This window comes from Hydrogenophaga sp. BPS33, assembly GCF_009859475.1.
Lineage (GTDB): Bacteria > Pseudomonadota > Gammaproteobacteria > Burkholderiales > Burkholderiaceae_C > Hydrogenophaga.
Map to the genome: position 1 here is coordinate 784,045 of NZ_CP044549.1, position 23,487 is coordinate 807,531.

Annotated in this window: 24 protein-coding genes; 19 read left to right on the top strand and 5 right to left on the bottom strand. The window is 67.0% G+C overall.

Features of this window, described 5'->3' with window-relative positions; genetic code table 11:
* Positions 1–40 precede the first annotated feature (40 nt).
* Positions 41–991 (top strand): esterase/lipase family protein, encoded by a 951-nt coding sequence (locus F9K07_RS03780; RefSeq protein WP_159589529.1) that lies wholly within the window; start codon positions 41–43, stop codon positions 989–991.
* On the opposite strand, the gene phhA is transcribed toward F9K07_RS03780, so the two are convergent.
* Positions 913–1,767: a phenylalanine 4-monooxygenase gene (gene phhA, locus F9K07_RS03785; RefSeq protein ID WP_159589531.1), complete on the bottom strand. Its 855-nt coding sequence runs from the start codon at positions 1,765–1,767 to the stop codon at positions 913–915. The two genes, F9K07_RS03780 and phhA, sit on opposite strands and share 79 nt — an antisense overlap.
* 10 nt (positions 1,768–1,777) lie before the next feature.
* A complete protein-coding gene (gene hppD, locus F9K07_RS03790; RefSeq protein WP_159589533.1) occupies positions 1,778–2,899 on the bottom strand; it encodes a 4-hydroxyphenylpyruvate dioxygenase in 1,122 nt (373 codons plus the stop codon).
* A 116-nt stretch (positions 2,900–3,015) separates the two neighbouring features.
* Between hppD and F9K07_RS03795 the strand changes: the two genes are divergently transcribed.
* From F9K07_RS03795 to F9K07_RS03835, 9 genes are all read left to right on the top strand, one after another.
* On the top strand, positions 3,016–3,489 hold the full coding sequence (locus tag F9K07_RS03795) for an Lrp/AsnC family transcriptional regulator (RefSeq protein WP_159589535.1): 474 nt from the start codon (positions 3,016–3,018) through the stop codon (positions 3,487–3,489).
* A gap of 78 nt (positions 3,490–3,567) precedes the next feature.
* Positions 3,568–4,257, top strand: a complete 690-nt coding sequence (locus F9K07_RS03800; protein ID WP_159589537.1) for a GNAT family N-acetyltransferase — start codon at positions 3,568–3,570, stop codon at positions 4,255–4,257.
* Between the two features lie 75 nt (positions 4,258–4,332).
* Positions 4,333–5,199: an HlyC/CorC family transporter gene (locus F9K07_RS03805; RefSeq protein ID WP_201451510.1), complete on the top strand. Its 867-nt coding sequence runs from the start codon at positions 4,333–4,335 to the stop codon at positions 5,197–5,199.
* Positions 5,200–5,206: 7 nt separating this feature from the next.
* A complete protein-coding gene (gene lnt / locus F9K07_RS03810; protein WP_442907384.1) occupies positions 5,207–7,090 on the top strand; it encodes an apolipoprotein N-acyltransferase in 1,884 nt (627 codons plus the stop codon).
* Between the two features lie 278 nt (positions 7,091–7,368).
* Complete coding sequence (gene glyQ / locus F9K07_RS03815) at positions 7,369–8,274, top strand: glycine--tRNA ligase subunit alpha (protein ID WP_159589539.1); 906 nt, start codon at positions 7,369–7,371, stop codon at positions 8,272–8,274.
* Positions 8,275–8,296: 22 nt separating this feature from the next.
* Positions 8,297–10,411, top strand: coding sequence for a glycine--tRNA ligase subunit beta (glyS, locus tag F9K07_RS03820; RefSeq protein ID WP_159589541.1), 2,115 nt, complete (start codon positions 8,297–8,299; stop codon positions 10,409–10,411).
* A 28-nt stretch (positions 10,412–10,439) separates the two neighbouring features.
* On the top strand, positions 10,440–11,027 hold the full coding sequence (gene gmhB / locus F9K07_RS03825) for a D-glycero-beta-D-manno-heptose 1,7-bisphosphate 7-phosphatase (RefSeq protein WP_159589543.1): 588 nt from the start codon (positions 10,440–10,442) through the stop codon (positions 11,025–11,027).
* A gap of 29 nt (positions 11,028–11,056) precedes the next feature.
* Positions 11,057–11,797, top strand: a complete 741-nt coding sequence (locus tag F9K07_RS03830) for a lysophospholipid acyltransferase family protein (protein WP_159596804.1) — start codon at positions 11,057–11,059, stop codon at positions 11,795–11,797.
* 8 nt (positions 11,798–11,805) lie between these two features.
* Positions 11,806–12,708 (top strand): M48 family metallopeptidase, encoded by a 903-nt coding sequence (locus F9K07_RS03835; protein ID WP_159589546.1) that lies wholly within the window; start codon positions 11,806–11,808, stop codon positions 12,706–12,708.
* A gap of 1 nt (position 12,709) precedes the next feature.
* Here the strand turns inward: F9K07_RS03835 and pdxR are convergent, their stop codons facing one another.
* Positions 12,710–14,236: a MocR-like pyridoxine biosynthesis transcription factor PdxR gene (gene pdxR, locus F9K07_RS03840; RefSeq protein WP_159589548.1), complete on the bottom strand. Its 1,527-nt coding sequence runs from the start codon at positions 14,234–14,236 to the stop codon at positions 12,710–12,712.
* Between the two features lie 90 nt (positions 14,237–14,326).
* Between pdxR and F9K07_RS03845 the strand changes: the two genes are divergently transcribed.
* The 7 genes from F9K07_RS03845 (at position 14,327) to F9K07_RS03875 (ending at position 21,091) form a co-directional block, all read left to right on the top strand.
* Entirely contained in the window at positions 14,327–15,616 is a 1,290-nt protein-coding gene (locus tag F9K07_RS03845; protein WP_159589550.1) for a 4-aminobutyrate--2-oxoglutarate transaminase, read from the top strand.
* A 13-nt stretch (positions 15,617–15,629) separates the two neighbouring features.
* The gene (locus F9K07_RS03850; RefSeq protein ID WP_159589552.1) at positions 15,630–17,108 is read left to right on the top strand and encodes an NAD-dependent succinate-semialdehyde dehydrogenase; all 1,479 of its coding nucleotides are present in this window, start codon (positions 15,630–15,632) and stop codon (positions 17,106–17,108) included.
* Complete coding sequence (locus F9K07_RS03855) at positions 17,105–17,554, top strand: GNAT family N-acetyltransferase (protein ID WP_159589554.1); 450 nt, start codon at positions 17,105–17,107, stop codon at positions 17,552–17,554. Before F9K07_RS03850 ends, F9K07_RS03855 begins: the two co-directional genes overlap by 4 nt.
* A 150-nt stretch (positions 17,555–17,704) precedes the next feature.
* Positions 17,705–18,679, top strand: a complete 975-nt coding sequence (locus tag F9K07_RS03860; RefSeq protein ID WP_159589556.1) for a tripartite tricarboxylate transporter substrate binding protein — start codon at positions 17,705–17,707, stop codon at positions 18,677–18,679.
* Between the two features lie 130 nt (positions 18,680–18,809).
* Positions 18,810–19,547, top strand: a complete 738-nt coding sequence (locus F9K07_RS03865; protein WP_159589558.1) for an aldolase/citrate lyase family protein — start codon at positions 18,810–18,812, stop codon at positions 19,545–19,547.
* Between the two features lie 34 nt (positions 19,548–19,581).
* On the top strand, positions 19,582–20,418 hold the full coding sequence (locus F9K07_RS03870) for a carbon-nitrogen hydrolase family protein (protein WP_159589560.1): 837 nt from the start codon (positions 19,582–19,584) through the stop codon (positions 20,416–20,418).
* A 10-nt stretch (positions 20,419–20,428) separates the two neighbouring features.
* Positions 20,429–21,091, top strand: coding sequence for an RraA family protein (locus tag F9K07_RS03875; RefSeq protein ID WP_159589562.1), 663 nt, complete (start codon positions 20,429–20,431; stop codon positions 21,089–21,091).
* 6 nt (positions 21,092–21,097) lie between these two features.
* Here the strand turns inward: F9K07_RS03875 and F9K07_RS03880 are convergent, their stop codons facing one another.
* Positions 21,098–22,036, bottom strand: a complete 939-nt coding sequence (locus F9K07_RS03880) for a LysR family transcriptional regulator (protein ID WP_159589564.1) — start codon at positions 22,034–22,036, stop codon at positions 21,098–21,100.
* A gap of 144 nt (positions 22,037–22,180) precedes the next feature.
* Here F9K07_RS03880 and F9K07_RS03885 point away from each other — a divergent pair, with 144 nt between their 5' ends.
* Together F9K07_RS03885 and F9K07_RS03890 are read left to right on the top strand one after the other, a co-directional pair.
* A complete protein-coding gene (locus F9K07_RS03885) occupies positions 22,181–22,600 on the top strand; it encodes a MerR family transcriptional regulator (RefSeq protein ID WP_159589566.1) in 420 nt (139 codons plus the stop codon).
* A 51-nt stretch (positions 22,601–22,651) separates the two neighbouring features.
* Positions 22,652–23,020, top strand: a complete 369-nt coding sequence (locus tag F9K07_RS03890) for a DUF1304 domain-containing protein (RefSeq protein ID WP_159589568.1) — start codon at positions 22,652–22,654, stop codon at positions 23,018–23,020.
* Between the two features lies 1 nt (position 23,021).
* Here the strand turns inward: F9K07_RS03890 and F9K07_RS03895 are convergent, their stop codons facing one another.
* The gene (locus F9K07_RS03895; RefSeq protein ID WP_159589570.1) at positions 23,022–23,447 is read right to left on the bottom strand and encodes a VOC family protein; all 426 of its coding nucleotides are present in this window, start codon (positions 23,445–23,447) and stop codon (positions 23,022–23,024) included.
* Positions 23,448–23,487: the final 40 nt, after the last annotated feature.

The following is a 23,487-nucleotide window of genomic DNA, read 5'->3' on the forward strand; positions in this document are numbered from 1 at the left end:
CATGTCCAAGCCCGATGAACGAGAAACGCCACCCCTCGCTATGCGCCATTCCGCCCTGGCGCGTTTGCAGCAAGCCATGGTGTTGGCGGCCCTGGTCTTCGCGATGGTCTGGGCCGTGGTGTGGTGGTCGCGCTCCCCTCTGGTGGCGCTGGTGGGCGCGGCACTGGCGCTGGGCGGGTATGCCGTGGTGCTGGCGTTCGAAGGGGTGATGTCGACCTGGGTCAACCGCGGCGACCCCACGCCGCGTCTGTCGTTCGGCGGGGCGGTCGGGGCATGGTGGCAGGAAGTGCGCATGGGCCTGAAGGTGTTCGCATGGCGGCAGCCGTTCCGCTGGGCCAACCTGCCGGACGACGTCGTGCGGCCAGCGACAAGCGCCTCGCCCGCGGTGGTGTTCGTGCACGGCTTCGTCTGCAACCGCGGTTTCTGGTTGCCCTGGATGCGCCGCTTGCGGGCACAGGGCATCCCCTATACCTCGGTCAACCTGGAGCCGGTGTTCGGCGACATCGACGACTACCTGCCGCTCATGAGCGACGCGGTGCGGCGTGCCCACGCGCTCACGGGGCGCCCGCCGCTGCTGGTGTGCCACAGCATGGGAGGGCTGGTGGCGCGGGCCTGGGCCGCGATGGAACCAGAAGTGCCGGTGCTCGGCATGGTCACCATCGGCAGCCCGCACAGAGGCACCTGGCTGGGACGCTTCAGCCGCGTGGCCAATGGCCGCCAGATGCGGGTGGGCGGCGACTGGCTGGGCGCCCTGTTCGCGCGCGAGGCACAGATCCGGCCCACGCAGACGTACGGGCACTTCCTGTGCTGGTATTCGAATGGCGACAGCATCGTCTTTCCGGCCTCCACCGCCACGCTGCCGGGCGCCGACAACCGCCACGTGCCGGGCGTGCCCCACGTGGCGCTGGCGTTTCACCCGAGGGTGATGGACGAGTCGCTGGCGGTGCTCGCATCGGGCGTCAGATCGCCGAGCGAGCGCACGGCGTCGTAGAGTGGCGTGAAGTCAGGTGACGTGACTTCGAACAGGTGTTCGAAGCTGTCGATCACGAAATACGTGGCCTGGTAGTCGTCGATCTTGTAGCGCGTGCGCATGCAGCGCAGCAGGTCGAGCGCGATGCGTTGCGGCTGCGGGCTGGTGACGCTGTATTGCAGCTCGCCGGACGAACTCAGAATGCCCGCGCCGTACGCGCGCAACCCGTCGGGTTGCCGGATCAGGCCGAACTCGATCGTGTACCAGTACAGGCGCGAGAGCAGCTCGCCCGCGCCCAGATCGTGGGCCTTGAGTCCGCCCTGCCCGTAGCGTTGCACGTAGTCGGCGAACACCGGGTTGAACAGCAGCGGCACGTGGCCGAAGAGATCGTGGAACACATCGGGCTCGACGATGTAGTCGAACTCGGCCGGCGTGCGGATCCAGTCGGTGACCGGAAACCGGCGGTTCGCGAGCAGCTCGAAGAAGGGCCGTTCGGGAATCAGGCCGGGCACGGCCACGATTTCCCATCCGCTGGCGGGCCGCAGGCGCTCGTTGATGTCCTCGAAGCGCGGAATGTGGTCTTTCACGCCCAGCGAGGGCAAGGCTTCGATGAAGGCATCGGCGGCCAGGCCCGGCAACAGGGCCGACTGGCGTTCATAGAGCCGGCGGTAGGTGTCGTGATCGGCCGCGGTGTACGAGGCCCAGTTCTGCGCGCAGGTGTAGTCCGCCCGCGCGCGGCTGTAGTCGCCGCGCGGCGGGCGTTCGCTGGCGCCATAGACGACGGGTTCGACGGCCATGGCGAAGGCCTCAAGACTTCAGAACGCCGCGGCGCATCTGGTCGAGCTCCATGGTCTCGAACAGCGCCTTGAAGTTGCCCTCGCCAAAGCCCTGGTTGCCCTTGCGCTGGATGAACTCGAAGAAGATCGGGCCCAGTTGGTTCTCGCTGAAGATCTGCAGCAGCAGTTCGCCGGGCAGGCCATCGACGAGGATGTTGCGTTGCTTCAGCGCTTCCAGGTCCTCACCGTGGTTCGGAATGCGCTTGGGCAGCAGCTCGTAATAGGTCTCGCTGGTGTTGAGCAGCTTCACGCCGCTGAGTTCGAGCGCGTCCACCGTGTCGTAGAGGTTGTTCGAGCCCATGGCGATGTGCTGGATGCCCTCGCCGTGGTAGCGGTCCAGGTACTCCTGGATCTGGCCCGATTTCTCGTTGCCTTCCTCGTTGATCGGGATGCGGATCTTGCCGCAGGGGCTGGTCATGGCCTTGCTCTTCACACCGGTGGCCTGGCCCTCGATGTCGAAGTAGCGCACCTCGCGGAAGTTGAACAGGCGCTCGTAGAACCCGGCCCACTCTTCCATGCGGCCCCGGTGCACGTTGTGTGTGAGGTGGTCGATGTAGGTCAGGCCGTGGCCGACCGGGTTGAGCTCGGCACCGGGCAGGGGCTCGAAGTCGACGTCGTAGAACCCGATGTTGCCGATGTCCCCGGTTTTCGCGCCGTTCTTGCCGCGCCATCTGTCGATGAAATAGATGATCGAGTCGCCAATGCCCTTGATGGCCGGGATGTTCAGCTCACCGGGGCCGGCCGATTGCGCGTAGCCCCAGGCGCCCAGCGCAATCGCGCGCTCGTAGGCCGCCTTGGCGTCGCGCACACGAAAGGCGATCGCGCACACGCTGGGGCCATGCAGCCGGGCGAAGCGCTGTGCGAAGCTGTCGGGTTCGGCGTTGAGGATGAAGTTGATCCCGCCCTGGCGGTACAGCGTCACGGCCTTGTGGCGGTGCCGGGCGATCGGCTTGAAACCCATGCGCTCGAACAGCGCGCCCATGGCCACAGGGTCTGGCGCGGCGTACTCGATGAACTCGAAGCCATCGGTGCCCATGGGGTTGTCCCAGGCGGTGGCGTCGGTCCGGGCGGCGGTGGGCAGGGGGCGGTTCATGGTGGTCTCCGGTAGGTCAGGGTGATGCGCCACTGTATCGGCGCAGGTTGTCACGATTCCGGCGTTTTGTGGCGTTCCATTCGTCCAAAATGCATGAATATTGCAAAATGCTGGCGATGGAAGCATTGGACAAGCTCGATCGCGCCATTTTGCGCAGCCTGCAGGCCGATGGCCGCGCCACCTACGACCAGATCGCTGAGTCGGTCGGTCTCTCGCCCAGCGCGGTGCTGCGCCGGGTGCGCCGGCTCGAAGAAACCCAGGTGATCGACCGCTATGTGGCGCTGGTGCGGCCCGAGGCGGTGGGGCTGGGGCTCACCGCCCACGTCAGCGTGCGGCTGGAGAAGCACAGCGACAGCGCCAAGCGCACGCCCATGGACACCTTTCGCGCCAGCGTGCTCAACTGGCCCGAGGTGGTGGAGTGCGCCGCGCTCACCGGCGACATGGACTTTCACCTGCGCCTGGTGGTGGCCGACATGGCCGCCTATTCGCGCTTCATCATGGACACCTTGCTCAAACACCCCAGCGTGCAGGACTGCAAGACCAGCTTCGTGATGGACCGTGTGAAAAGCACCACCGCATTGCCGTTGTGAGAGCTCCGTCCGTCGCGTTCTGGCGGATTCCGGGGCATGGGGGCTTGCCGATACAGGCTGGACCCGTACATTCGTCCCATGGTTGATTCCACCCACTCGAACGCGCCGCCACCGCCACCCGCGCCCGGCGGCAAGCCCGGTTCGGTGGTGGTGCCGATCCGCTCCATCGGGCCGGGGCAGATCGACCGCATCGAAGCGCACCTGCTCGCGCTCGACCCGCACGACCGCTACCTGCGCTTTGGTTATGCCGCCAACGACGAACAGATCCGCCGGTATGTGGACCAGCTCAACTTCGAGCGCGACGAGGTGTTCGGCATCTTCAACCGCCGGCTCGAACTCATCGCCATGGCGCACCTCGCGTTCTCGGTCGACCCGCAATACAACAGCTGCGCCGAGTTCGGCGTGTCCGTGGCCAGGCACGTGCGCGGGCGCGGCTATGGCGGACGGCTCTTCGAGCGCGCGGTCATGCACGCGCGCAACGAGGGCGTGACCATGCTGTTCATCCATGCCTTGTCCGAGAACACGGCGATGCTGCGGATCGCGCGCCGGGCGGGCGCGGCGATCGAGCGCGACGGCTCCGAATCCGAGGCGCACCTGCGCCTGCCGCCGGCGGACTTCGATTCGCGTGTCACCGAGCTGCTCAACCAGCAGGTGGCCAACACCGACTACCACCTGAAATCGCAGGCCAGGCAGTTCTGGGGCCTGCTGGAGATGCTGCAGGAAATCCGCCAGGGCGTGCGCGATGCGCGCAACCAGGTGCGTGGCTGAACGGCGGCGCGGCTTTGCGCCCTGCCACCTGCATGGGGTATCCTTTCGCTCTGTTACAACCTTTCTCCTCCTTCAGTGGCCGATTCCCCTCCCAGTAGCGGGCCGCAGCGCAGCCTGCGGCATGCCGACAAACGTGGTTTCCTGCAAAAGCTCGCGGAGTTCATCCACCCTGGACCGGATTCCAAGGACGAGTTGATCGAAACCCTCGCCGATGCCGAGGACAACGACATCATCAACGCCGAATCGCGCGTCATGCTCGAAGGCGTGATCCGCATCGCCGACATGAGCGCCGGCGACGTGATGGTGGCGGCCCCGCGCATGGATGTGCTCAACATCGATGCGCCCTACGAAGAGCTGCTGAACCTGGTCATCAACACCGCGCACTCGCGCTTTCCGGTGTACGAAGGCGAGCAGGAGAACATCATTGGCATCCTGCTGGCCAAGGACCTGCTCAAGCTGCAGCGCGCGCCGCAGCTCAACATCCGCGCGCTGCTGCGCCCGGCCACCTTCGTGCCCGAGAGCAAGGGCCTCAACGACCTGCTGCGCGAGTTCCGGGGCAACCGCAACCACCTGGCGATCGTGATCGACGAGTTCGGCCGCGTGGCCGGGCTGATCACCATCGAGGATGTGCTGGAAGAGATCGTGGGCGAGATCGAGGACGAATTCGACGTGGCCGAAGACGACGGCGACATCTTCGCCCTGGCCGACAGCACCTGGCGGGTGAGCGGCGACACGCCGATCGAACGCATCAACGAATCCTTCGGCCAGAAGTTGTCGGAAGAGGACTTCGACACCATCGGCGGCATGATCGCCCACGCCATGGGCCATGTGCCCAAGCGCGGCGAAGTCCATGAACTCGACGGCCTGCGCTTTACCGTGCTGCACACCAAGGGCGGCGCGGTGAAATGGTTCAAGGTGCTGCCCGTGCCGGGCGAGGCTTAAGAAGCCCATGCGCAGCCTGTTCGGGTCCCTGCACACACCCTCCAGCTTCAACCCCATGAGCCGCCGCCCGCCCGGGCGCGCTGCGCGTGGCAGCGGATTTTTCTGGTGGTTGCTGTGCGTGGCCGCAGGCGCGCTGCAGGCGGCCTCGATCGCCTGGCCGTTCCAGGGCTGGGCGCTGCCCGGCGTCGTGCAGGGGCAGCCCAATGGGTGGTGGCAGATCGTCGCCCTGGCCGCGCTCGCGCTGTCGCTGCAATTCGCCACGCGGGTGGGCCAGGCGGTGTGGCGCGGTTGGGTGTTCAGCACCGTGTGGCTGTCGGGCACCTTCTGGTGGTTGTTCATTTCGATGCACACCTACGGTGGCCTGCCCGCCTGGTTGGCCGTGCTGGCGGTGTTGGCGCTGGCCGGCCTGCTGGCCGTGTACTACGCGGTGGGCGTGGGCTTCCTGTGCAGCTGGGCACCGGTGTCGCGCACCGCCCAGGGCCTGATGTTCGCTTCGCTCTGGACGCTGGCCGAGCTCGCGCGCGGCCACTGGTTCACCGGCTTTCCCTGGGGCGCGGTCGGCTATGCCCAGGTGGATCTGATGGCCCCCTGGGCGCCGTTGGTGGGTGTCTATGGCATGGGGTTTCTGGCGGCCGTGCTGGCCTACGCGTTGGCCTCGCTCGTGTCCACCGCCTGGCGGCGGTTCAACGATTGGCTGACGGCGCCCGTTCGGCGGCCGGCGTCAAGGGCCGTCGGTGGCGTGCGGGTCTCCGCGCCGGCCGCCCGGGTACAGGCCCGTCTGCTGCCGGCCCTGGCCAGCGGCTGGGCCGGCGTGGTGCGCGAACTGATGCTGTGGCTCGCGGTGGGCGCGCTGCTGTGGAGCCTGGTGGGTAGCTCGGCGGCCTGGCGTGGCCTGGGCCAGCGCGCCACCACCGACGCTGGCGAGTTGCGGGTGTGGCTGCTGCAAGGCAACATCGCACAGGACCAGAAGTTCCAGCCGGGCACCGGCATCGCCCAGGCGCTGAGCTGGTACCCGCAGCAGATCGCGGCCGCCACACAGGCCGCGCGCAGCTCCGCCACCGGGCCGCAACTGGTGGTGGCACCGGAAACCGCGGTGCCGCTGCTGCCCGACCAGCTGGGCCCCGACTTCTGGCAGCCCTTGTTGGGCCGCCTGGCCGAGCAACCGGCGGGCAGTGGCGTGAGCGCGTTGCTGGGCCTGCCCTTGGGCCGATTGGAGCAGGGCTACACCAACTCGGTCTGGGGGCTCAGCGCCGCTGCGGCCCAGCGCGCGCAACACCTGGCGCGGCTGGACACCCCCAACAACGGCCTGTTTCGCTACGACAAGCACCACCTCGTGCCCTTTGGCGAGTTCATCCCGCCCCTGTTCCGCTGGTTCACCGACCTCATGAACATTCCGCTGGGCGACTTCAACCGCGGCGCGCTCGGACAACCTGCCTGGGCGGTCCATGGGCAGCGGATCTCGCCCAACATCTGCTACGAAGACCTGTTCGGCGAAGAGCTCGCGGCCTCGTTCCGCGACCCCTCCGCCGCACCCACGGTGCTGGTCAACCTGAGCAACATCGCCTGGTTCGGCGACAGCATTGCGATCGACCAGCATCTGCAAATCTCGCGCCTGCGCGCGATCGAGCTGGGCCGGCCCATGCTGCGCGCGACCAACACCGGCGCGACGGCGGTCATCGACCACCAGGGCCGGGTCACGCACGAGCTGCAGCGCCTCACGCGCGGCCGGCTGGAAGCCACCGTGCAGGGCCGCAACGGCATCACGCCGTATGCCCAGTGGACGGCGCGCTGGGGCCTGGCGCCCCTGTGGGTGGGCTGCCTGGTGCTGGCGCTGCTGATCGCCTCGGCCCGCAACCTCGGGCGGCGCGGCGGGCGCACCCGCCGCCGCTGAAAGGGAACACCCCCCTGCGCCACTGCGCTGCTTCCCCCCTCTGTGGCGCGCCTTCGGCGCTTCGAGGGGGGACGACACCTGGGGCCGGCCGAGCCGTCCCTCGGTGTCTCTGGATGAAGGTACATCGCGCCGGAGAGAGTGGTGGCTCGGGCCGCCGGCCCGAACTCCCCCGGTTGCACCCGTAAAATCGGGCGCTTGTCGGGTCGCGCGAACACGCGTTTGCCTCCTGCCCCCACACCGACCTCTCCTGGCCGTGCCCCGTCCCCGGCCCCATTCGCATGTTGACCTTCCAGCACATCATTCTGAAACTGCAGTCCTATTGGGACGCCCAGGGCTGCGCACTGCTGCAGCCCTACGACATGGAGGTGGGGGCCGGCACCAGCCACACCGCCACCTTCCTGCGCGCACTCGGCCCCGAGCCCTGGAAGGCCGCCTACGTGCAGCCCAGCCGCCGGCCCAAGGACGGCCGCTATGGCGAGAACCCCAACCGCCTGCAGCACTACTACCAGTTCCAGGTGGTGCTCAAGCCCGCGCCGAGCAACATCCTCGAGCTCTACCTGGGCAGCCTCGAAGCGCTGGGCTTCGACCTGAAGAAGAACGACATCCGCTTCGTCGAGGACGATTGGGAGAACCCCACGCTGGGTGCCTGGGGCCTGGGCTGGGAGGTCTGGTTGAACGGCATGGAAGTCACGCAGTTCACCTACTTCCAGCAGGTCGGGGGCATCGATTGCAAGCCCATCACCGGCGAAATCACCTACGGCCTGGAGCGCCTGGCCATGTACCTGCAGGGGGTGGACAACGTCTACAACCTGAAGTGGACCGACACGCTGAGCTATGGCGACGTGTACCTGCAGAACGAAAAAGAACAGTCGGCCTACAACTTCGAGCACAGCGACGCCGACTTCCTCTTCACCGCCTTCGGCGCGCACGAGAAACAGGCCAAGCACCTGATGGCGCAGCAGCTCGCGCTGCCCGCCTACGAACAGGTGCTCAAGGCCGCACACACCTTCAACCTGCTGGACGCGCGCGGCGCCATCAGCGTGACCGAACGTGCCGCCTACATCGGGCGCATCCGCAACCTCGCGCGCTCGGTGGCGCAGAGCTACTACGAGAGCCGAGAACGCTTGGGCTTCCCCATGGCGCCGCGCGAGTGGGTCGAGCAGATGGCGAAGAAGGCCGCGTGAGCGTTGGTGGAAAGAACAAAGAATGACTGCACAGAATCTGCTCATTGAGCTGTTTGTTGAAGAGCTGCCGCCCAAGGCGCTGAAGAAGCTGGGCGATGCGTTCGCCTCCGTGCTGGCCGACCAGCTCAAGGCGCAAGGACTGGCAGCGGCCGACGCGGCCGTGACCGCCTTTGCCTCGCCGCGCCGCCTGGCCGCGCATGTCACGGGCGTGTTGCCGCGCGCGGCCGACAAGGCCGTGTCGCAAAAGCTCATGCCGGTGAGCGTGGGCCTGGACGCGAATGGCCAGCCCACGCCAGCCCTGCTCAAGCGCCTGGGTGCGCTGGGTGCGGATGCGTCGGCTGTGGCCGGCCTCAAGCGCGCGCCCGATGGCAAGGCCGAGGCTTTGTTCTACGACAGTGTGGCGCCCGGGGCCGAGTTGGCCGCCGGTTTGCAGAAGGCCCTCGACGAGGCCATTGCCAAGCTGCCGATTCCGAAGGTGATGAGCTACCAGCTCGAGACCGATTGCGAACTGCCCGGCTGGAGCAGCGTGAACTTCGTGCGCCCCGCACATGGCCTGGTGGCCTTGCATGGCGCTCAAGTCGTGCCGGTCAAGGCCCTTGGCCTCACGGCGCGCAACACCACGCAAGGCCACCGCTTCGAAGCGGCTGTGTCGCCCGTGGTGCTCAAGGACGCCGACAGCTACGCTGCCGTGCTGGCGAAAGACGGCGCGGTGATCGCGTCTTTCGCCGAACGCAAGGCCGAGATCGCGCGCCAACTCGCTGCGGCCGCGGCGAAAGTGGGGGGCGGTTGCCAGCCGATCGACGACGACGCGCTGCTGGACGAAGTGACCGCGCTGGTCGAGCGCCCGAACGTATTGGTTTGCGAGTTCGAACCGCAGTTCCTCGACGTGCCGCAGGAATGCCTGATCCTCACGATGAAGGCCAACCAGAAGTACTTCCCCCTGCTCGATGCGCAGGGCAAGCTGACGAACCGTTTCCTGGTGGTCAGCAACATCAGCCCGAGCGATGCGAGCGCGGTGATCGGCGGCAACGAACGCGTGGTGCGCCCGCGCCTGGCCGATGCGAAGTTCTTCTTCGACCAGGACCGCAAGAAGGCGCTGCTCTCGCGCGTCGAAGGACTGGGCAAGGTGGTCTATCACAACAAGCTGGGCACGCAGGGCGAGCGCGTGGAGCGCGTGCGCGCCATTGCGCGGGCCATCGCGCACCAACTGCGCGATGCCACTTCTGCGGTGGACAAGGCCGCGCAACTCGCCAAGACCGACCTGCTGACCGACATGGTGGGTGAGTTCCCGGAGTTGCAAGGCACCATGGGCCGCTACTACGCGCTGCACGATGGCGAATCCGAAGAGGTCGCGTTCGCCATCGAGGACCACTACAAGCCGCGTTTTGCCGGTGACGATTTGCCGCGCAACATGACGGGCGTGGTCGTGGCGTTGGCCGACAAGCTGGAAACGCTGGTGGGCATGTTCGGCATCGGCAACCTGCCGACCGGCGACAAGGACCCGTTTGCGCTGCGGCGGCATGCGCTGGGCGTGCTGCGCATGCTGGTCGAAAAAGACCTGCCTTTGGATCTGCAGGCCTTGCTGCGATCGGCGGTGCCTGCCTTCGGCAGCTTGATCCAGGATCCCAGCGACACGCTCGCCGATTTCATCTACGACCGCCTTGCCGGCAGCCTGCGCGAGCAGGGCTACAGCGCGCAAGAGGTCGACGCGGTGTTGGCCCTGCGTCCAGAGCGCCTGAGCGATATTGCCAAACGGCTCGCGGCCGTGCGCGCGTTCGCGGCTCTGCCCGAAGCACCCGCGCTCGCGGCCGCCAACAAGCGCATCGCCAACATCCTCAAGAAGTCCGAGGGCGACGCCGTGGGGGTGAAGGAAGCGTTGCTGGCCGAAGCCGCCGAGAAAGACCTCTTCGCCGCGATGCAGGCCACCGTGCCCGCGGCCAACGCGAAGTTCGACGCCGGCGACCACACCGCCTCGCTGCAAGCCCTCGCCGCGCTGCGCACGCCCGTCGACGCCTTCTTCGACGGCGTGATGGTCAACGCCGAGGACCCCGCGCTCAAGGCCAACCGCCTGGGCCTGCTGCGCGAGTTGCACAATGCCATGAACCGCGTGGCCGATCTCTCGCGCCTGGCCGCCTGATTCACTGCACCGCCGTCGGGAGCCCACCATGAAACTCCTCATCCTCGACCGCGACGGCACGCTCAACCGCAGCCGCGACGACTACGTGGCCTCGCCGGAAGAGTGGGAGCCCTTGCCCGGCGCGCTCGAGGCGGTGGCGCGCCTCAACCAGGGCGGCTGGCGCGTGGTGCTGGCGACCAACCAGTCCGGCATTGGGCGGGGCTTGTTCGACATGGCCTCGCTCAACGCCATCCACCTCAAGATGCACCGCCTGCTGGCGGCGGTGGGTGCACGGGTAGAGGCGGTATTTTTCTGCCCGCATGCGCCCGAGGACGTTTGCGCCTGCCGCAAGCCCGCGCCGGGGCTGTTCACGCAGATCGGCTCGCGCTTTGGCGTGCCCCTGGCCCAGGTACATGCCGCCGGCAACGCCATGCGCCACGTGCGCGCCGCCGCCGCCGCCGGTTGTCAGACGCACTTGTTGATGACCGGCAAGTCCGAACATTTGCGCGGCCGCCTCGGCGAAGCTTCGGGCGCCGACCTGGCCGCGCTCGCGCCCGACCTGCCGCCTGGCACGCGCGCCCACGACGACCTCGGCGCTTTTGCCGACTGGCTGCTGATGCAACAGCCCGCGAACTGAACCTTGTTGACCCACACCCCATGATCCTCATCCACCTGCTGCGCTCGGTCCTGCACACCTTGTTCATGGCCGTGACCGTGGTGCCCTGGGCGCTCGCCGTGCTGATCGCCGCGCCTTTTCTCAACAGCACCCAGATCTACTGGATGTGCGCGGGCTGGCTGAAGCTGGCGGTCAGAAGCGGCGAGCTGATCCTGGGCATCCGCAACCAGGTGATCGGCTACGAGAACCTGCCGGTGGGCAGCACCGCGCCGGCCGTCCTGCTGCTCAAGCACCAGTCCACCTGGGAGACCTTCTGCATGCCCGCGCTGATGCCGCACCCGCTGGCCTATGTGTTCAAGAAGGAGCTGCTGTATGTGCCCTTCTTCGGCTGGGCCATGGCCCGCATGGACATGATCCACATTGACCGCAGCAAGCGCGCGCAGGCCTTCAACAAGGTGGTGGAGCAAGGCCGCCGCCTGCTCAAGCAGGGCACCTGGGTGATCATGTTTCCCGAGGGCACGCGCATCGAGCGCGGCCAGAAGGGCCAATACAAGAGCGGCGGCACGCGATTGGCCGTGGAAACCGGTGCTCCGGTGATCCCGATCGCCGTCACCTCGGCCAAGTGCTGGCCGCGCAAGGCGTTCATCCGCAAGCCGGGCACCGTGGAGTTTTCTATCGGCAAACCCATTCCGAGCGAGGGCCGACAGCCCGATGAGTTGATGCGCGAGGTGGAGGCCTGGATCGAAGCCGAAATGCGCCGACTCGATCCTTCCGCATACCGAGACGTTTGAGGCCGAGCATGCAGCGCTTCGTCCAAATGGCGCTCGATCTTTTCGGCTCTGCAGAGCCCGAAGCACCTGCGCGCCCGGCCGCACCACCAACCCGGGTGCCGGACGTGGCCGCGCCGCCCGCGCTGCCCATGACCCAGGTGTTCCAGCCCGCCGCCTGGCACCACCCGCGCGCCAACCGCATGCTGCGCCTGGGCGCTTGCGATGTGGCCTACGAATTCAAGCGAGGCAAGCGCCGCACCATCGGCCTGTCGGTCAGCACCGATGGCCTGAGCGTGAGCGCACCGCGCTGGACCTCGGTGGGCGAGGTCGAGGCGCTGCTGCACGACAAGTCGGCCTGGGTATTGGAAAAGCTGCAGGCCGCGCGCCAGCGCGCGGGCGAGTTGGCGCAGTCGCGTATTCGATGGGCCGATGGCGTCGAGTTCGATTACCTGGGTGCGCGCATGCGCCTGGTGCTCGACCCCACGCAGAGCTTCGCCAAGGCGGGCTTGGGGCTAGCGCCCGCTAGCGAGCCGGGCGGCGTGGCCACGTTGCGCCTGGGCCTGTCGCTGGGCGCGCAGGAGGCGCAGATCCGCGACGCGGCGCAGGCCTGGCTGATGAAACGAGCCAAGGCCATCTTCATTGAGCGGCTGGACCACTTCGCACCGCAGCTGGGCGTGCGCTACACGAAGCTGCGCCTGTCCAGCGCCGGCACGCGCTGGGGCAGCGCGAGCGCCGACGGCTCGATCCGCCTGAACTGGCGGCTCATCCACCTCAAGCTGGACATGATCGATTACGTCGTGGTGCACGAACTCAGCCACCTGCACCACATGGACCACAGCCCGCAGTTCTGGGACGTGGTGGCCCGCGTGCTGCCCGACCATGCGCAACGCCGCCGTGCGCTGCGCGATGCGGCGGTGCCACTGGACGACTGACTCAGTTCGGACGCATCCGCTGCACTGCCCGTTCGATGCAGCTCGCGAGAATGTCCATCGGCTTGGCCATCGCCGCCTCCGGCACGCTCGCGAAGCCCAGCAGCAATCCCGCCGGGGCATCGGATGCGGCGTAGTAGCGCGAGAGGGGTCGTACCAGCACACCGGCGCGGCCCGCCTCGGCCGTGATCTCCACATCGCTCACACCGGCCGGCAAAGACAGCACCAGGTGCAGCCCGGCGTTGCTGTCGAACGGGTGGATCCAGCCCGGCCCCAGCCGCTCTTCCACCAGCGCGATCAGCCGCGCGCGGCGCGCACCGTAGAGGATGCGCATGCGGCGGATGTGCGCGGCGTATTGGCCGCTGTCCATGAAGTCGGCGAGCGCCGCCTGCTCCAGCAGGTGGCCGCCCCGGTAGAGCTCCATCTGCGCCGAACGGAAGGTGTCGGCCAGCGATGGCGGCAGCACCATGTAGGCGGTGCGCAGGCCGGGGTAGAGCGTCTTGCTGAAGGTGCCCACGTAGATCACCGGCGCGTCGTCCACCAGCCCTTGCAGCGAGGGAATGGGCTGGCCGGCGAAGCGGAACTCGCTGTCGTAGTCGTCTTCCACCACCCACAGCCGGCGGCGGCGAGCGGCTTCGAGCAAAGCGAGGCGGCGCGTAAGGCTCATCACCGAACCCAGTGGGTACTGGTGCGAAGGGGTCACGAAGGCCAGCCGCAGCCGCGCGTCCTCCGGTGTGGCCTCTGGAAGCTGCAGGCCCTCGGCATCGACCGGCAGCGCGCGCGCTTGCACGCCGTTCACGCCCAGGATGCTGCGCGTGCCCCAGTAGCCTGGGTCTTCCACCCAGGCCGCGTCGCCCGGGTCGGCCAGCAGGCGCGTGACGAGGTCGATGGCCTGGTGGATCCCTTCGGTGATCAGGATCTGCCCTGCCTCGCATGTCACCGAGCGCGCCTGCCGCAAGTAATTCGCCAGGCTGCGCTGCAGGGCCGGGTGCCCGCCCGCCGTGGCGTAGCTGCGCAGCGACGGCGCGCCGCCACGTGCATGCTGGGCGAGGATTTGCGCGAAACGCCGGTGCGGGAACGCGGTGACGTCGGGCACGCCCGGCATGAAGGCGCCCCATTGCACGGTCGAGGCGGAGATGCGGCCGAGCAGCCCGAGCGCGCGTTGCGACAGCGGTGGCGTCGGCGGGGGCGGCGCCGCGGTGGGGTCCGCCGCGCGCGCTGGCGGCTTGGGCGCCACCGTGGTGTACGTGTCGGGGAACACCTCGGCCACGAAGGTGCCGCTGCCCACGCGCGAGCGCACGTAGCCCTCGGCCAGCAACTGGTCGTAGGCGAACACGACGGTGTTGCGCGACACCGCCAGCTCGCGCGCGAGATCGCGCGAGGGCGGCAACCGTGCGGCGGCCGGCAGCGTGCCGTCGAGGATGGCGCCGCGCAGGCATTCGTACAGCAGGCGGTTGGTCGGCGCGGCGCTGCTCACCCCGCGCGCCACCGCAAGGCGCTGCAGGAGAAGGTCGCCGATCAGGGATTTCAATTGGTTCTATCCGAATTTCGAATGCGGATCTTTTTCGTGGATCCGATTCGAACTGTAATCCGTTTCTTCTTTCATCCGGGAACCACCGCCATGCGCAACCAAGACCTCGACCAACGCCGCCAATCCGCCGCCCCGCGCGGTGTGGGCGTGATGTGCAACTTCTACGCCGACCGTGCCGAAAACGCCACGCTGTGGGACGTGGAAGGGCGGGCCTTCACCGATTTCGCCGCCGGTATCGCCGTGCTGAACACCGGCCACCGCCACCCGGCCATCGTCGCGGCCATCCAGGCGCAGCTGGAGCGCTTCACGCACACCGCTTACCAGATCGTGCCGTACGAAAGCGCCGTGTCGCTGGCCGAGCGCATCAACGCGTTGGCGCCGATCGCCGGCCCGGCCAAGACCGCCTTCTTCACCACCGGCGCCGAAGCGGTGGAAAACGCCATCAAGATCGCGCGCCACCACACCGGCCGCCCGGGCGTCGTGGCCTTCAGCGGTGGCTTTCACGGCCGCACGATGATGGGCCTGGCGCTCACCGGCAAGGTCGTGCCCTACAAGACCGGCTTCGGTCCGTTCCCCGGTGAGGTCTACCACCTGCCGTTCCCCAGCGCTGTGCGCGGCATCACGGTCGAAGAAAGCATCGACGCGCTGGAGCAGTTGTTCAAGTCGGACATCGAACCCACGCGCGTGGCGGCCATCATCCTGGAGCCGGTGCAGGGGGAGGGCGGCTTCAACATCGCGCCCTCCGCGCTCCTGCAGGCGCTGCGCAGCGTGTGCGACAAGCACGGCATCCTGCTCATCGCCGATGAAGTGCAGACCGGGTTCGGCCGCACCGGCAAGCTCTTTGCCATGGAGCACCACGGCGTCAAACCCGATCTGATCACCATGGCCAAGAGCCTGGCCGGAGGCATGCCGCTGTCGGCCGTCTGCGGCCGCGCCGAGGTGATGGACGCCCCCAGCCCGGGTGGCCTGGGCGGTACCTATGCCGCCAATCCGCTGGCCGTGGCTGCATCGCACGCGGTGCTGGACACGATCGCGTCGGAAAAACTGCTGGAGCGTTCCACCCGCCTGGGTGCGAAGCTGCAGGAGATGCTCAACGAATGGCGCGACGGTTTCCCCGCGATCGCCGACGTGCGCGGCCTGGGTTCGATGGTGGCGGTGGAGTTCGCCCATCCCACGACCCGCGCGCCCGATGCCGCCATGGCCACGCGCGTGCAGAAGGAAGCCCTGGCCCGCGGCCTGTTGCTGCTGACCTGCGGCACCTATGCCAACGTGATCCGCTTCCTGTACCCGCTGACCATCCCCGACGCGCAGTTCGACGCCGCGCTGACCACACTGCGCGAGGCGCTGCAAGCTGCCACGCATGAAACCACAACCGCCTGACGAGAGACCCACGATGGACATGAAGACTTCACCCTTGGCGTTGCTGGCCGACCCGAGCCTGCTCAAGACCGACGCCCTGATCGATGGCCGCTGGGTGGGTGGCGCGAACCGCTTTCCCGTGCACGACCCGGCCACCGGCGCGTTGCTGGCCGAAGTGGCCAACCTGGATGCGACCGATGCCGAGGCCGCCATTGCCGCCGCCAACGCGGCCTGGCCCGCGTGGCGCGCGAAATCCGCCAAGGAGCGCAGCACCATCCTGCGCAAGTGGTACGACCTGTTGATGGCGAACCAGGACGACCTGGGCCGCCTCATGACCGCCGAACAAGGCAAGCCCTTCGCCGAGGCCAAGGGCGAAGTGGCCTACGGCGCGAGCTTTGTCGAGTGGTACGCCGAAGAGGCCAAGCGCGTGAACGGTGAAACCCTGAGCACCTTCGACCCGACGCGCCGCCTGATGGTGGTGCGCCAGCCCATCGGCGTGTGCGCGGCGATCACGCCGTGGAACTTCCCGCTGGCCATGATCACGCGCAAGGTCGCGCCCGCGCTGGCTGCCGGTTGCCCGGTGATCATCAAGCCCGCCGAGCTCACACCGCTGACCGCGCTGGCCGCCGCCGAACTGGCCGTGCGCGCCGGCATTCCTGCCGGTGTGTTCAACGTCATCACCGCCGACAGCGACAACAGCATTGCCGTGGGCAAGGCGCTGTGCGCGAGCGACGTGGTGCGGCACCTGAGCTTCACCGGCTCTACCGAAGTGGGCCGCATCCTCATGGCGCAGTGCGCGCCGACCATCAAGAAGCTTGCACTCGAACTCGGCGGAAACGCGCCTTTCATCGTGTTCGACGACGCCGACATCGACAGCGCCGTGGAAGGCGCGCTCGCCAGCAAGTTCCGCAACGCCGGCCAGACCTGCGTGTGCGCCAACCGCCTGTACGTGCAAGACGGCGTGTACGACGCCTTTGTGAAGAAGTTCGCCGCACGGGTCTCGGCGTTCAAGGTCGGCAACGGTTTTGAAGACGGCGTGGTGCAAGGGCCACTGATCGAGCCCGCTGCGCTGGACAAGGTGCAGCGCCACCTCGACGACGCGCGCGCCAAGGGCGGCCGCGTGGTGGCGGGCGGCAAACGCCTGGACGGACAGTTCTTCGAACCCACGGTGGTGGCCGATGCGACGCCCGACATGCTGTGCGCCAAGGAAGAAACCTTTGGCCCGTTCGCGCCGGTGTTCCGCTTCAAGACCGAGCAGGAGGCGATTGACGCCGCCAACGACACCGAGTTCGGCCTCGCCAGCTACTTCTACAGCCGAGACGTGGGCCGCATCTACCGCGTGGCCGAGGCGCTGGAGTACGGCATGGTCGGCATCAACGCCGGCATCATCGCCAGCGAACACGTGCCCTTTGGCGGCGTGAAGCAATCGGGCCTGGGCCGCGAGGGTTCGCGCCACGGCATGGACGACTATGTGGAACTGAAATACCTGTGCCTGGGAGACATCCAGAAATGAGCCATTCCATTCGCCTGGTCGCCCCTGAGGACTTCGGCGCCTGGCTGGCGCTCTGGAAGGGCTACCAGCAGTTCTACAAGGTCGACATCGCCGACAGCGTGACGGCCGAGACCTGGAAGCGCCTGCTCGATGCGAACGAGCCCATGCAGTGCGCGCTGGCGCTGGACAAGGCCGGCCGTCCCGTGGGGCTGGTGCACTGGATCTTCCACCGCTCCACCTGGACCACCGGCAACTACTGCTACCTGCAGGACCTGTTCGTGGCCACCGACGTGCGGGGTGGCGGCTACGGCCGACGGCTTATCGAGCATGTGTATGCCGATGCCAAAAATGCCGGTTGCTCGCGCGTGTACTGGCTCACGCACGAGAGCAACACCGACGCGATGCAGCTGTACGACCGCATTGCTGAGAAGTCGGGCTTCCTGCAGTACCGCCACGCGGTGAAGTAAGGCCTTTGGACAGACAGAGCAAAATTTATCGGGCGACAAAAATAAGTGTTTGGACAGCGACCCCCTCGCTGTCGAACAATGCCTGCACGACCTAACCAGTTCGCGCGACGCGGTCGTGACAGCGCAGATTTTTTTTATTCGCCCCTTCAAATGAACTCTGTCTTTCGGCTCCTCTCTGGCTGCGTGGCGGGCGCCCTGTCGCTGACTTTCGCGGTAGCCGTACAGGCCCAGGCGGCCTTCCCCAACAAGACCATCACCATCATCGTGCCGTACACGGCCGGTGGCACCACCGACCTGCTGGCCCGCTCCGTCGCCGACGTGCTGCGCGCGCAGGGCGGCCAGACCGTGGTGGTGGACAACAAGCCCGGCGCGGGCGGCTCGATCGCCGGCAAGATGGTGGTCAACGCCAACCCCGACGGCTACACCTTGCTGATGACCTCCAGCGGCATCAACTCGGTGACGCCCGTGGTCTACAAGGACTTCAACGCGCTCGACGGCCTGGCCCAGGTCTCGGTGCTGGTGGACGTGCCCTTCGTGGTCTCGGTGCACAAGAAGTTCGCCGCGCAGAACCTGAAGGACTTCGTGGCCTACGCCAAGAAGAAGCCCGATGACATCCGCATCGGCAACGCCAGCAAGGGCAGCCACGGCCACCTGACGCAGCTGTTGTTCGACAAGGCCGCCGGCGTGCAATTGCTATCCGTGCCTTACAAGGGCAGCGTGCCTTCGCTCAACGATTTGCTGGGCGGCCACATCGAAGCCACCATCGACAACGTGGGCGTGATCAAGCCCTACATCGACACCGACAAGCTCACCGCCTTGTTCGTCACCAGCAAGAACCGCTCGCCCGCGCTGCCGCAAGTGCCGACCGCCACCGAGCTGGGCGTTCCGTTCGATTCCACCGCCTGGTTCGGCCTGGCCGCACCGCGCAACACGCCGCCAGCGATCGTGAAGCAGATCCGCGACATGGTCGCCAAGGGCTTCGAGGACAAGGCACAGCAGGACAAGCTGGTGCAGGCCGGTCTGACGCCCGTGTTCGGCACGCCGGCCGAAGCCACGGCCCGCACCAAGGCCGAGAGCGCCTCGCTGGGCAAGCTGGCAGAAACATTGAGCCTCAGTCAGAACTAGAGAGCCACCCCCCGCGCGGCTTCGCCGCTCCCCCCTCCCGCTGCGCGTAGGGGGGCGAACGCTGGGACCGGCGCAGCCGGATCCTTGCGTTCCCTGGCATCTCGATCCTCCACCGTTTTTGGTGTTTCTCATGACCACGCAATTTTCCATCTGGGTTTCCGAACCCCAGTTCTCGTACATCGAGATCGCGCATGCCTGCGGCGTGCGCCGTCTGGTGCTCGACATCGAGCACGGCATCTTCCCGCTGCACGCGATGGACCAGTTCATCGCGTTTGCCAAGGCCAAGGGCATGAACGTGCTCTCCAAGGTCGCGGGTCCGCACGCTGAAGCCATTCAGCAGGCGATCGACTGCGGCTCCGACGGCGTGATCGTTCCGCACATCATGAGCGCCGCACATGCGATCGAAGTCTGCGCCACGGCCAAGTTCCCGCCGATGGGCACGCGCAGCTACTACGGTGGCCGCCCGGTCAACTTCATGAAGCCGGCGTCGACCTACTTTGAGGACGAGAACCGCCGCGTGCTGTGCCTGCCGATGATCGAAGCCGGCACCGCGCTGGACGAAGTCGAGAAGATCGTCGCGCTCGATTTCGTCGACGGCCTGTTCCCCGGCCCGACCGATCTCGCGCTCTCCAAGGGCCAGGGCTTCTACACCTTCGACGAACAAAGCCGTGCCGACCTGCAACGCTGCGCCGACGCCGCACGCGCCGTCGGCAAGATCTGGGTCATGCCCGCCTGGACCGCCGCCGAGCGCCGCTTCGCGGTCGAGAACGGCGCGGCCGAGGTCTGTATCTCCACGCAATACGCGGCCATCCGCAACGGTATCCAGGGCGCGATCAAGGGCCTGGCCGACGAGGGCTACTCGCTCTGATCCAACCGCGAACGCACACACACACCGAGACACCATGAAAACCGAACTCAAAGTCACCGCGATCCAGATGAACTCCGGCGCGGACCAGCAAAAAAACCTGGCCGATGCCGCCGCGCTGATGAAGGCCGCCATCGCTTCGGATGGCCCCGACCTCATCATGCTGCCGGAGTACTTCGACTTCTACGGCGGTGAGAAAGAAGGCAAGCACGCCGCAGCCGGCGCGGTGCCGGGCGGCGGCTCGTACACCTTCCTCTCCAACTTCGCGCGCGAACACAAGGTGTGGGTGCATGCCGGTTCGCTGATCGAGCGCATCGAAGGCGACTCGCGCGTCTACAACACCAGCGTGGTGTTCGACCGCGAAGGCAATGAGGTGGCCACCTACCGCAAGATCCACCTGTTCGACATCACTTCGCCCGACGGCACCAAGTACCACGAGTCCGCGACCGTGAAGGCCGGCGACAACGTCGTGACCTACGACATCGAAGGCTTCACGATGGGTTGCGCGATCTGTTTCGACATGCGCTTCTCCGACCTCTTTGCGGCCTTGGCGCGGCGTGGCGTGGACATCGTGGCATTGCCTTCGGCCTTCGCCATGGGCACCGGCAAAGACCATTGGGATGTGTTGCTGCGCGCCCGCGCCATCGAAACCCAGGCCTACGTGGTGGCACCGGCCCAGGTCGGAACCTACTACTCCAACGGCCAGGCCCGCCTGACGTACGGCAACTCGCTGGTGTGCGATCCCTGGGGCTTGGTGGTGGCTCGTGCCTCTAACGCGCCGGGCTTCGTGTCTGCCCGCATCGAGCGCTCGCAGATCGACCATGCGCGCTCCATGATTCCGATGCAGGCACGCCGCAAGCCGATTGCTGCTTGAGGCTTTGGGCATGTACACCATCAACGACATGCCGCTGCCGCTGGACCCTCGCATCGTCGAGGCGCTCGGGCAAGTGGAGACCGCGACCGTCGGCCACTGGCGCCTGATGGGCTTCGTGGACCCGACGATCCAGTCCATCTTGCGCCCGGCGCGGCGCGTGGTTGGCACGGCCGTCACGGTGGCGATCCCCAGCTCCGACTCCACGCTGCTGCACCACGCGGTGGGCCTGGTGCGCCCGGGCGATTTCCTCGTGATCGATCGCCTGGGCGATGACCGCCACGCCTGCTGGGGCGGTGGCGTTACCGTGGCCGCGAAAGCGGCGGGCGCGGCCGGCGCCGTGGTCGATGGACCCTGCACCGACACCGAGGAGATCGAAGCCTCGTCGTTCCCGTTGTGGGCGCGCGGTGTCTCGCCCATCACCACGCGACTGCACGACCTCGGCGGCGGCTTGAACGTGCCGGTGTCGTGTGGCGGCGTCGCGGTGATGCCGGGTGACGTGGTACTGGCCGACGCCAGCGGCGTGCTGGTGCTGCCGCGCAACGAGGCGCTGCTGATCGCCGAAAGAGCGCTGGCCATTCAGCGGCGCAGCGTGGACCGAGAAGCCGCGATCGCGCGCGGCGCGAAGCTGGGCGAGCTGTCGGGCGCGTCAAGCAAGGTGTTGGCGCGCGCTTGAACAACGTTAGTCGGCGTCGGCGATAAAAACCACGTCGGCCGGGAACTGGGCGGTCAGCTTGCGCGCCGCCTGGCTTGCCAATTCCGCGATGGCCCGCGCATTCGTGGCGGCCTCGCTGTCGGCCATCCACACCGCCGAGTACGCCGTGGGTGGAAACGAGGGGTGCGTGTGCAGCACATGCAGGCTGCCGTCGGCCAACTGGTTCTGGATCAGTGCCAAGGGCAGCATCGTCACTCCGATGCCGTTCTGCGCCATATGCATCGACGTGGCGAGTGAGTTCGACGTGATCAGGTGCGGCGTGTCGGTGCTGCCCGAGCCGAAGAAGTCGGTCACGCGCTTCGCATTCAACGTGCCTGGTGCGTAGGAAATGATCGGCAGGCGGCTGAGCTCGCGCGGCGTGTAGTGGTCGGTGGACGGCTGCACCAATGTGGGCGACGCGGCCCACACCATGGCCAATGTGCAGATCGGCACCACCTCGAAGTTCGCGTGGCTGGCGGGCGGGTGCGCGGTGAGGCAGATGTCGATGCGCTTCTCGGGCAAAAGGCGCGTGAGCTTGTCCGAGGTATCGTCGGTCAGCACCTCCAGGCGCACGCTGGGATGGTGCTCGCGCAGGGTGCGGGTGATCTCCGGCAGCAGCAGGTGCGCCATGCTCGACGGCACGCCGATGCGCACCAGTCCGCCCAGTTCGGCCGATTTGCGGTGGCGGTTCATCATCGCGTCGTAGCGCCGGATGATCTCGCGCGCCTCGGCCACGAAGGCCTCGCCCGCCAGCGTTACCGTGACCTCGCGCGCCTGCCGTTCGAACAGGCGTACCCCGAGTTCCTGCTCGATCATCTGGATGCGGCTGGAGATGGCGGGCTGCGTCATGTGCAGCCGCTCGCTCGTGACGCGGAAATTCCGGTCGTGGGCGAGCCAGATCACGGTTTCAAGAAAGCGGATGTTCATGGGGTCGGGCGCTGAAAATTCATTGTAGGTGCGTGCTTGAGCAATAGGCGTTCCGACGCTGGTTGCGACTGCCAGGGCCGCACGATTGCGTATAAGATCGCCGCCTCACGTTGACGTAAACGTCAACTCCACCCCGAAGCAGCCATGGCGTCGAACCCGACCTACACCATCAGCGACCTGGCGCGCGAGTTCGACCTGACCACGCGCGCCATCCGTTTCTACGAAGACATGGGCCTGCTGCAGCCGCAGCGCGAAGGCCCGGGCGGACGCAACCGGGTCTACAGCTCGCGCGACCGAACGCGCCTCAAGCTCACCTTGCGCGCCAAGCGCCTGGGCCTCTCGCTGACCGAGGCCAAGGACATCATCGACACCTACGACAGCCCGCGCGACACCGGGCCGCAGCTGCGCAAGTTCCTCACCATCCTGGCCGATCACCGGCGCCAGCTCGAAGAGCAAATGGCCGACTTGGTGGCCAACCTGGACGAGGTGAAGACGCACGAGAAGGAAGCGCGGGCCTTGCTGAACAAGATCGAGCAGGGTGGCAAGACCGCGCGCGCGGGTTAAGCTGCCAAGGCGCCGCTGCCGCATCCGCAGCGCTCATTGCCAGGAGGGCACATGTCCTTGATCGCCAACGTTGTCGTCGGCCTTGTGGGCTTGATCCACGTCTACATCCTCGTGCTCGAAATGTTTCTGTGGGACAAGCCCGCCGGCCTGCGCGCTTTCGGGCAGACACCCGCCTCGGCCGCGGCCACCAAGGTGCTGGCGGCCAACCAGGGGCTCTACAACGGCTTTCTCGCGGCCGGCCTGTTCTGGGGTTTGTGGCTCGGCCCCGAAGGCTTTGGCGTGAAGGTGTTCTTTCTGCTGTGCGTGTTCGTGGCGGGCCTGTACGGCGCGGCCACCGCCAGCCGCAAGATTCTCTTTGTGCAGGTGCTGCCGGCCACGATCGGCCTGGTGCTGTTGTTCCTCGGCCGTTCGATGGGCTGAGTCACACCGCCGCACCCGGCGCGAACTGCCGCAGGAATTCGGCGCTCGGCGGGATCGGCTTGATCACGTCGATCAGCACGCCGTCCGGGCCTTGCACGATGAAGTGGCGCTGTCCGAAGGGTTCGTCGCGCAGCGCCAGCAGCACCGGTAGTTCCTGCGCCTGAACGCGCGCGTATTCCGCGTCGACGTCCTCCACCTCGAAGTTCAGCAGCACACCGCTGGCGCGCGCACCGCGCCCGGCAGCGGGAATCGTCATGTGGCCGCTGTCGAGCACGGCGAGGTTCACGCTGGCGTCTTCGCTCGATTGCAGGTGCACGTACCAGTCGCTGTCGAACAGGCGTGTGAAGCGGAAATGCTGCTCGTAGAAGCGCGCGGTCTCGCTCACGCGATCGGTCATGAGCACAGGGTAGTAGCTGGTGGACTTCATGTGTCGGCTCCTGGTGTGAGTTTGCATACAATGTGTATGT

Coding starts and splice junctions, on each gene's coding strand:
- F9K07_RS03780 (WP_159589529.1), top strand. CDS start 41: ATGCGCCATTCCGCCCTGGCGCGTTTGCAGCAAGCCATGGTGTTGGCG.
- phhA (WP_159589531.1), bottom strand. CDS start 1,767: ATGGCCGTCGAACCCGTCGTCTATGGCGCCAGCGAACGCCCGCCGCGC.
- hppD (WP_159589533.1), bottom strand. CDS start 2,899: ATGAACCGCCCCCTGCCCACCGCCGCCCGGACCGACGCCACCGCCTGG.
- F9K07_RS03795 (WP_159589535.1), top strand. CDS start 3,016: ATGGAAGCATTGGACAAGCTCGATCGCGCCATTTTGCGCAGCCTGCAG.
- F9K07_RS03800 (WP_159589537.1), top strand. CDS start 3,568: ATGGTTGATTCCACCCACTCGAACGCGCCGCCACCGCCACCCGCGCCC.
- lnt (WP_442907384.1), top strand. CDS start 5,207: ATGCGCAGCCTGTTCGGGTCCCTGCACACACCCTCCAGCTTCAACCCC.
- glyQ (WP_159589539.1), top strand. CDS start 7,369: ATGTTGACCTTCCAGCACATCATTCTGAAACTGCAGTCCTATTGGGAC.
- glyS (WP_159589541.1), top strand. CDS start 8,297: ATGACTGCACAGAATCTGCTCATTGAGCTGTTTGTTGAAGAGCTGCCG.
- gmhB (WP_159589543.1), top strand. CDS start 10,440: ATGAAACTCCTCATCCTCGACCGCGACGGCACGCTCAACCGCAGCCGC.
- F9K07_RS03835 (WP_159589546.1), top strand. CDS start 11,806: ATGCAGCGCTTCGTCCAAATGGCGCTCGATCTTTTCGGCTCTGCAGAG.
- F9K07_RS03845 (WP_159589550.1), top strand. CDS start 14,327: ATGCGCAACCAAGACCTCGACCAACGCCGCCAATCCGCCGCCCCGCGC.
- F9K07_RS03850 (WP_159589552.1), top strand. CDS start 15,630: ATGGACATGAAGACTTCACCCTTGGCGTTGCTGGCCGACCCGAGCCTG.
- F9K07_RS03855 (WP_159589554.1), top strand. CDS start 17,105: ATGAGCCATTCCATTCGCCTGGTCGCCCCTGAGGACTTCGGCGCCTGG.
- F9K07_RS03860 (WP_159589556.1), top strand. CDS start 17,705: ATGAACTCTGTCTTTCGGCTCCTCTCTGGCTGCGTGGCGGGCGCCCTG.
- F9K07_RS03865 (WP_159589558.1), top strand. CDS start 18,810: ATGACCACGCAATTTTCCATCTGGGTTTCCGAACCCCAGTTCTCGTAC.
- F9K07_RS03870 (WP_159589560.1), top strand. CDS start 19,582: ATGAAAACCGAACTCAAAGTCACCGCGATCCAGATGAACTCCGGCGCG.
- F9K07_RS03875 (WP_159589562.1), top strand. CDS start 20,429: ATGTACACCATCAACGACATGCCGCTGCCGCTGGACCCTCGCATCGTC.
- F9K07_RS03880 (WP_159589564.1), bottom strand. CDS start 22,036: ATGAACATCCGCTTTCTTGAAACCGTGATCTGGCTCGCCCACGACCGG.
- F9K07_RS03885 (WP_159589566.1), top strand. CDS start 22,181: ATGGCGTCGAACCCGACCTACACCATCAGCGACCTGGCGCGCGAGTTC.
- F9K07_RS03890 (WP_159589568.1), top strand. CDS start 22,652: ATGTCCTTGATCGCCAACGTTGTCGTCGGCCTTGTGGGCTTGATCCAC.
- F9K07_RS03895 (WP_159589570.1), bottom strand. CDS start 23,447: ATGAAGTCCACCAGCTACTACCCTGTGCTCATGACCGATCGCGTGAGC.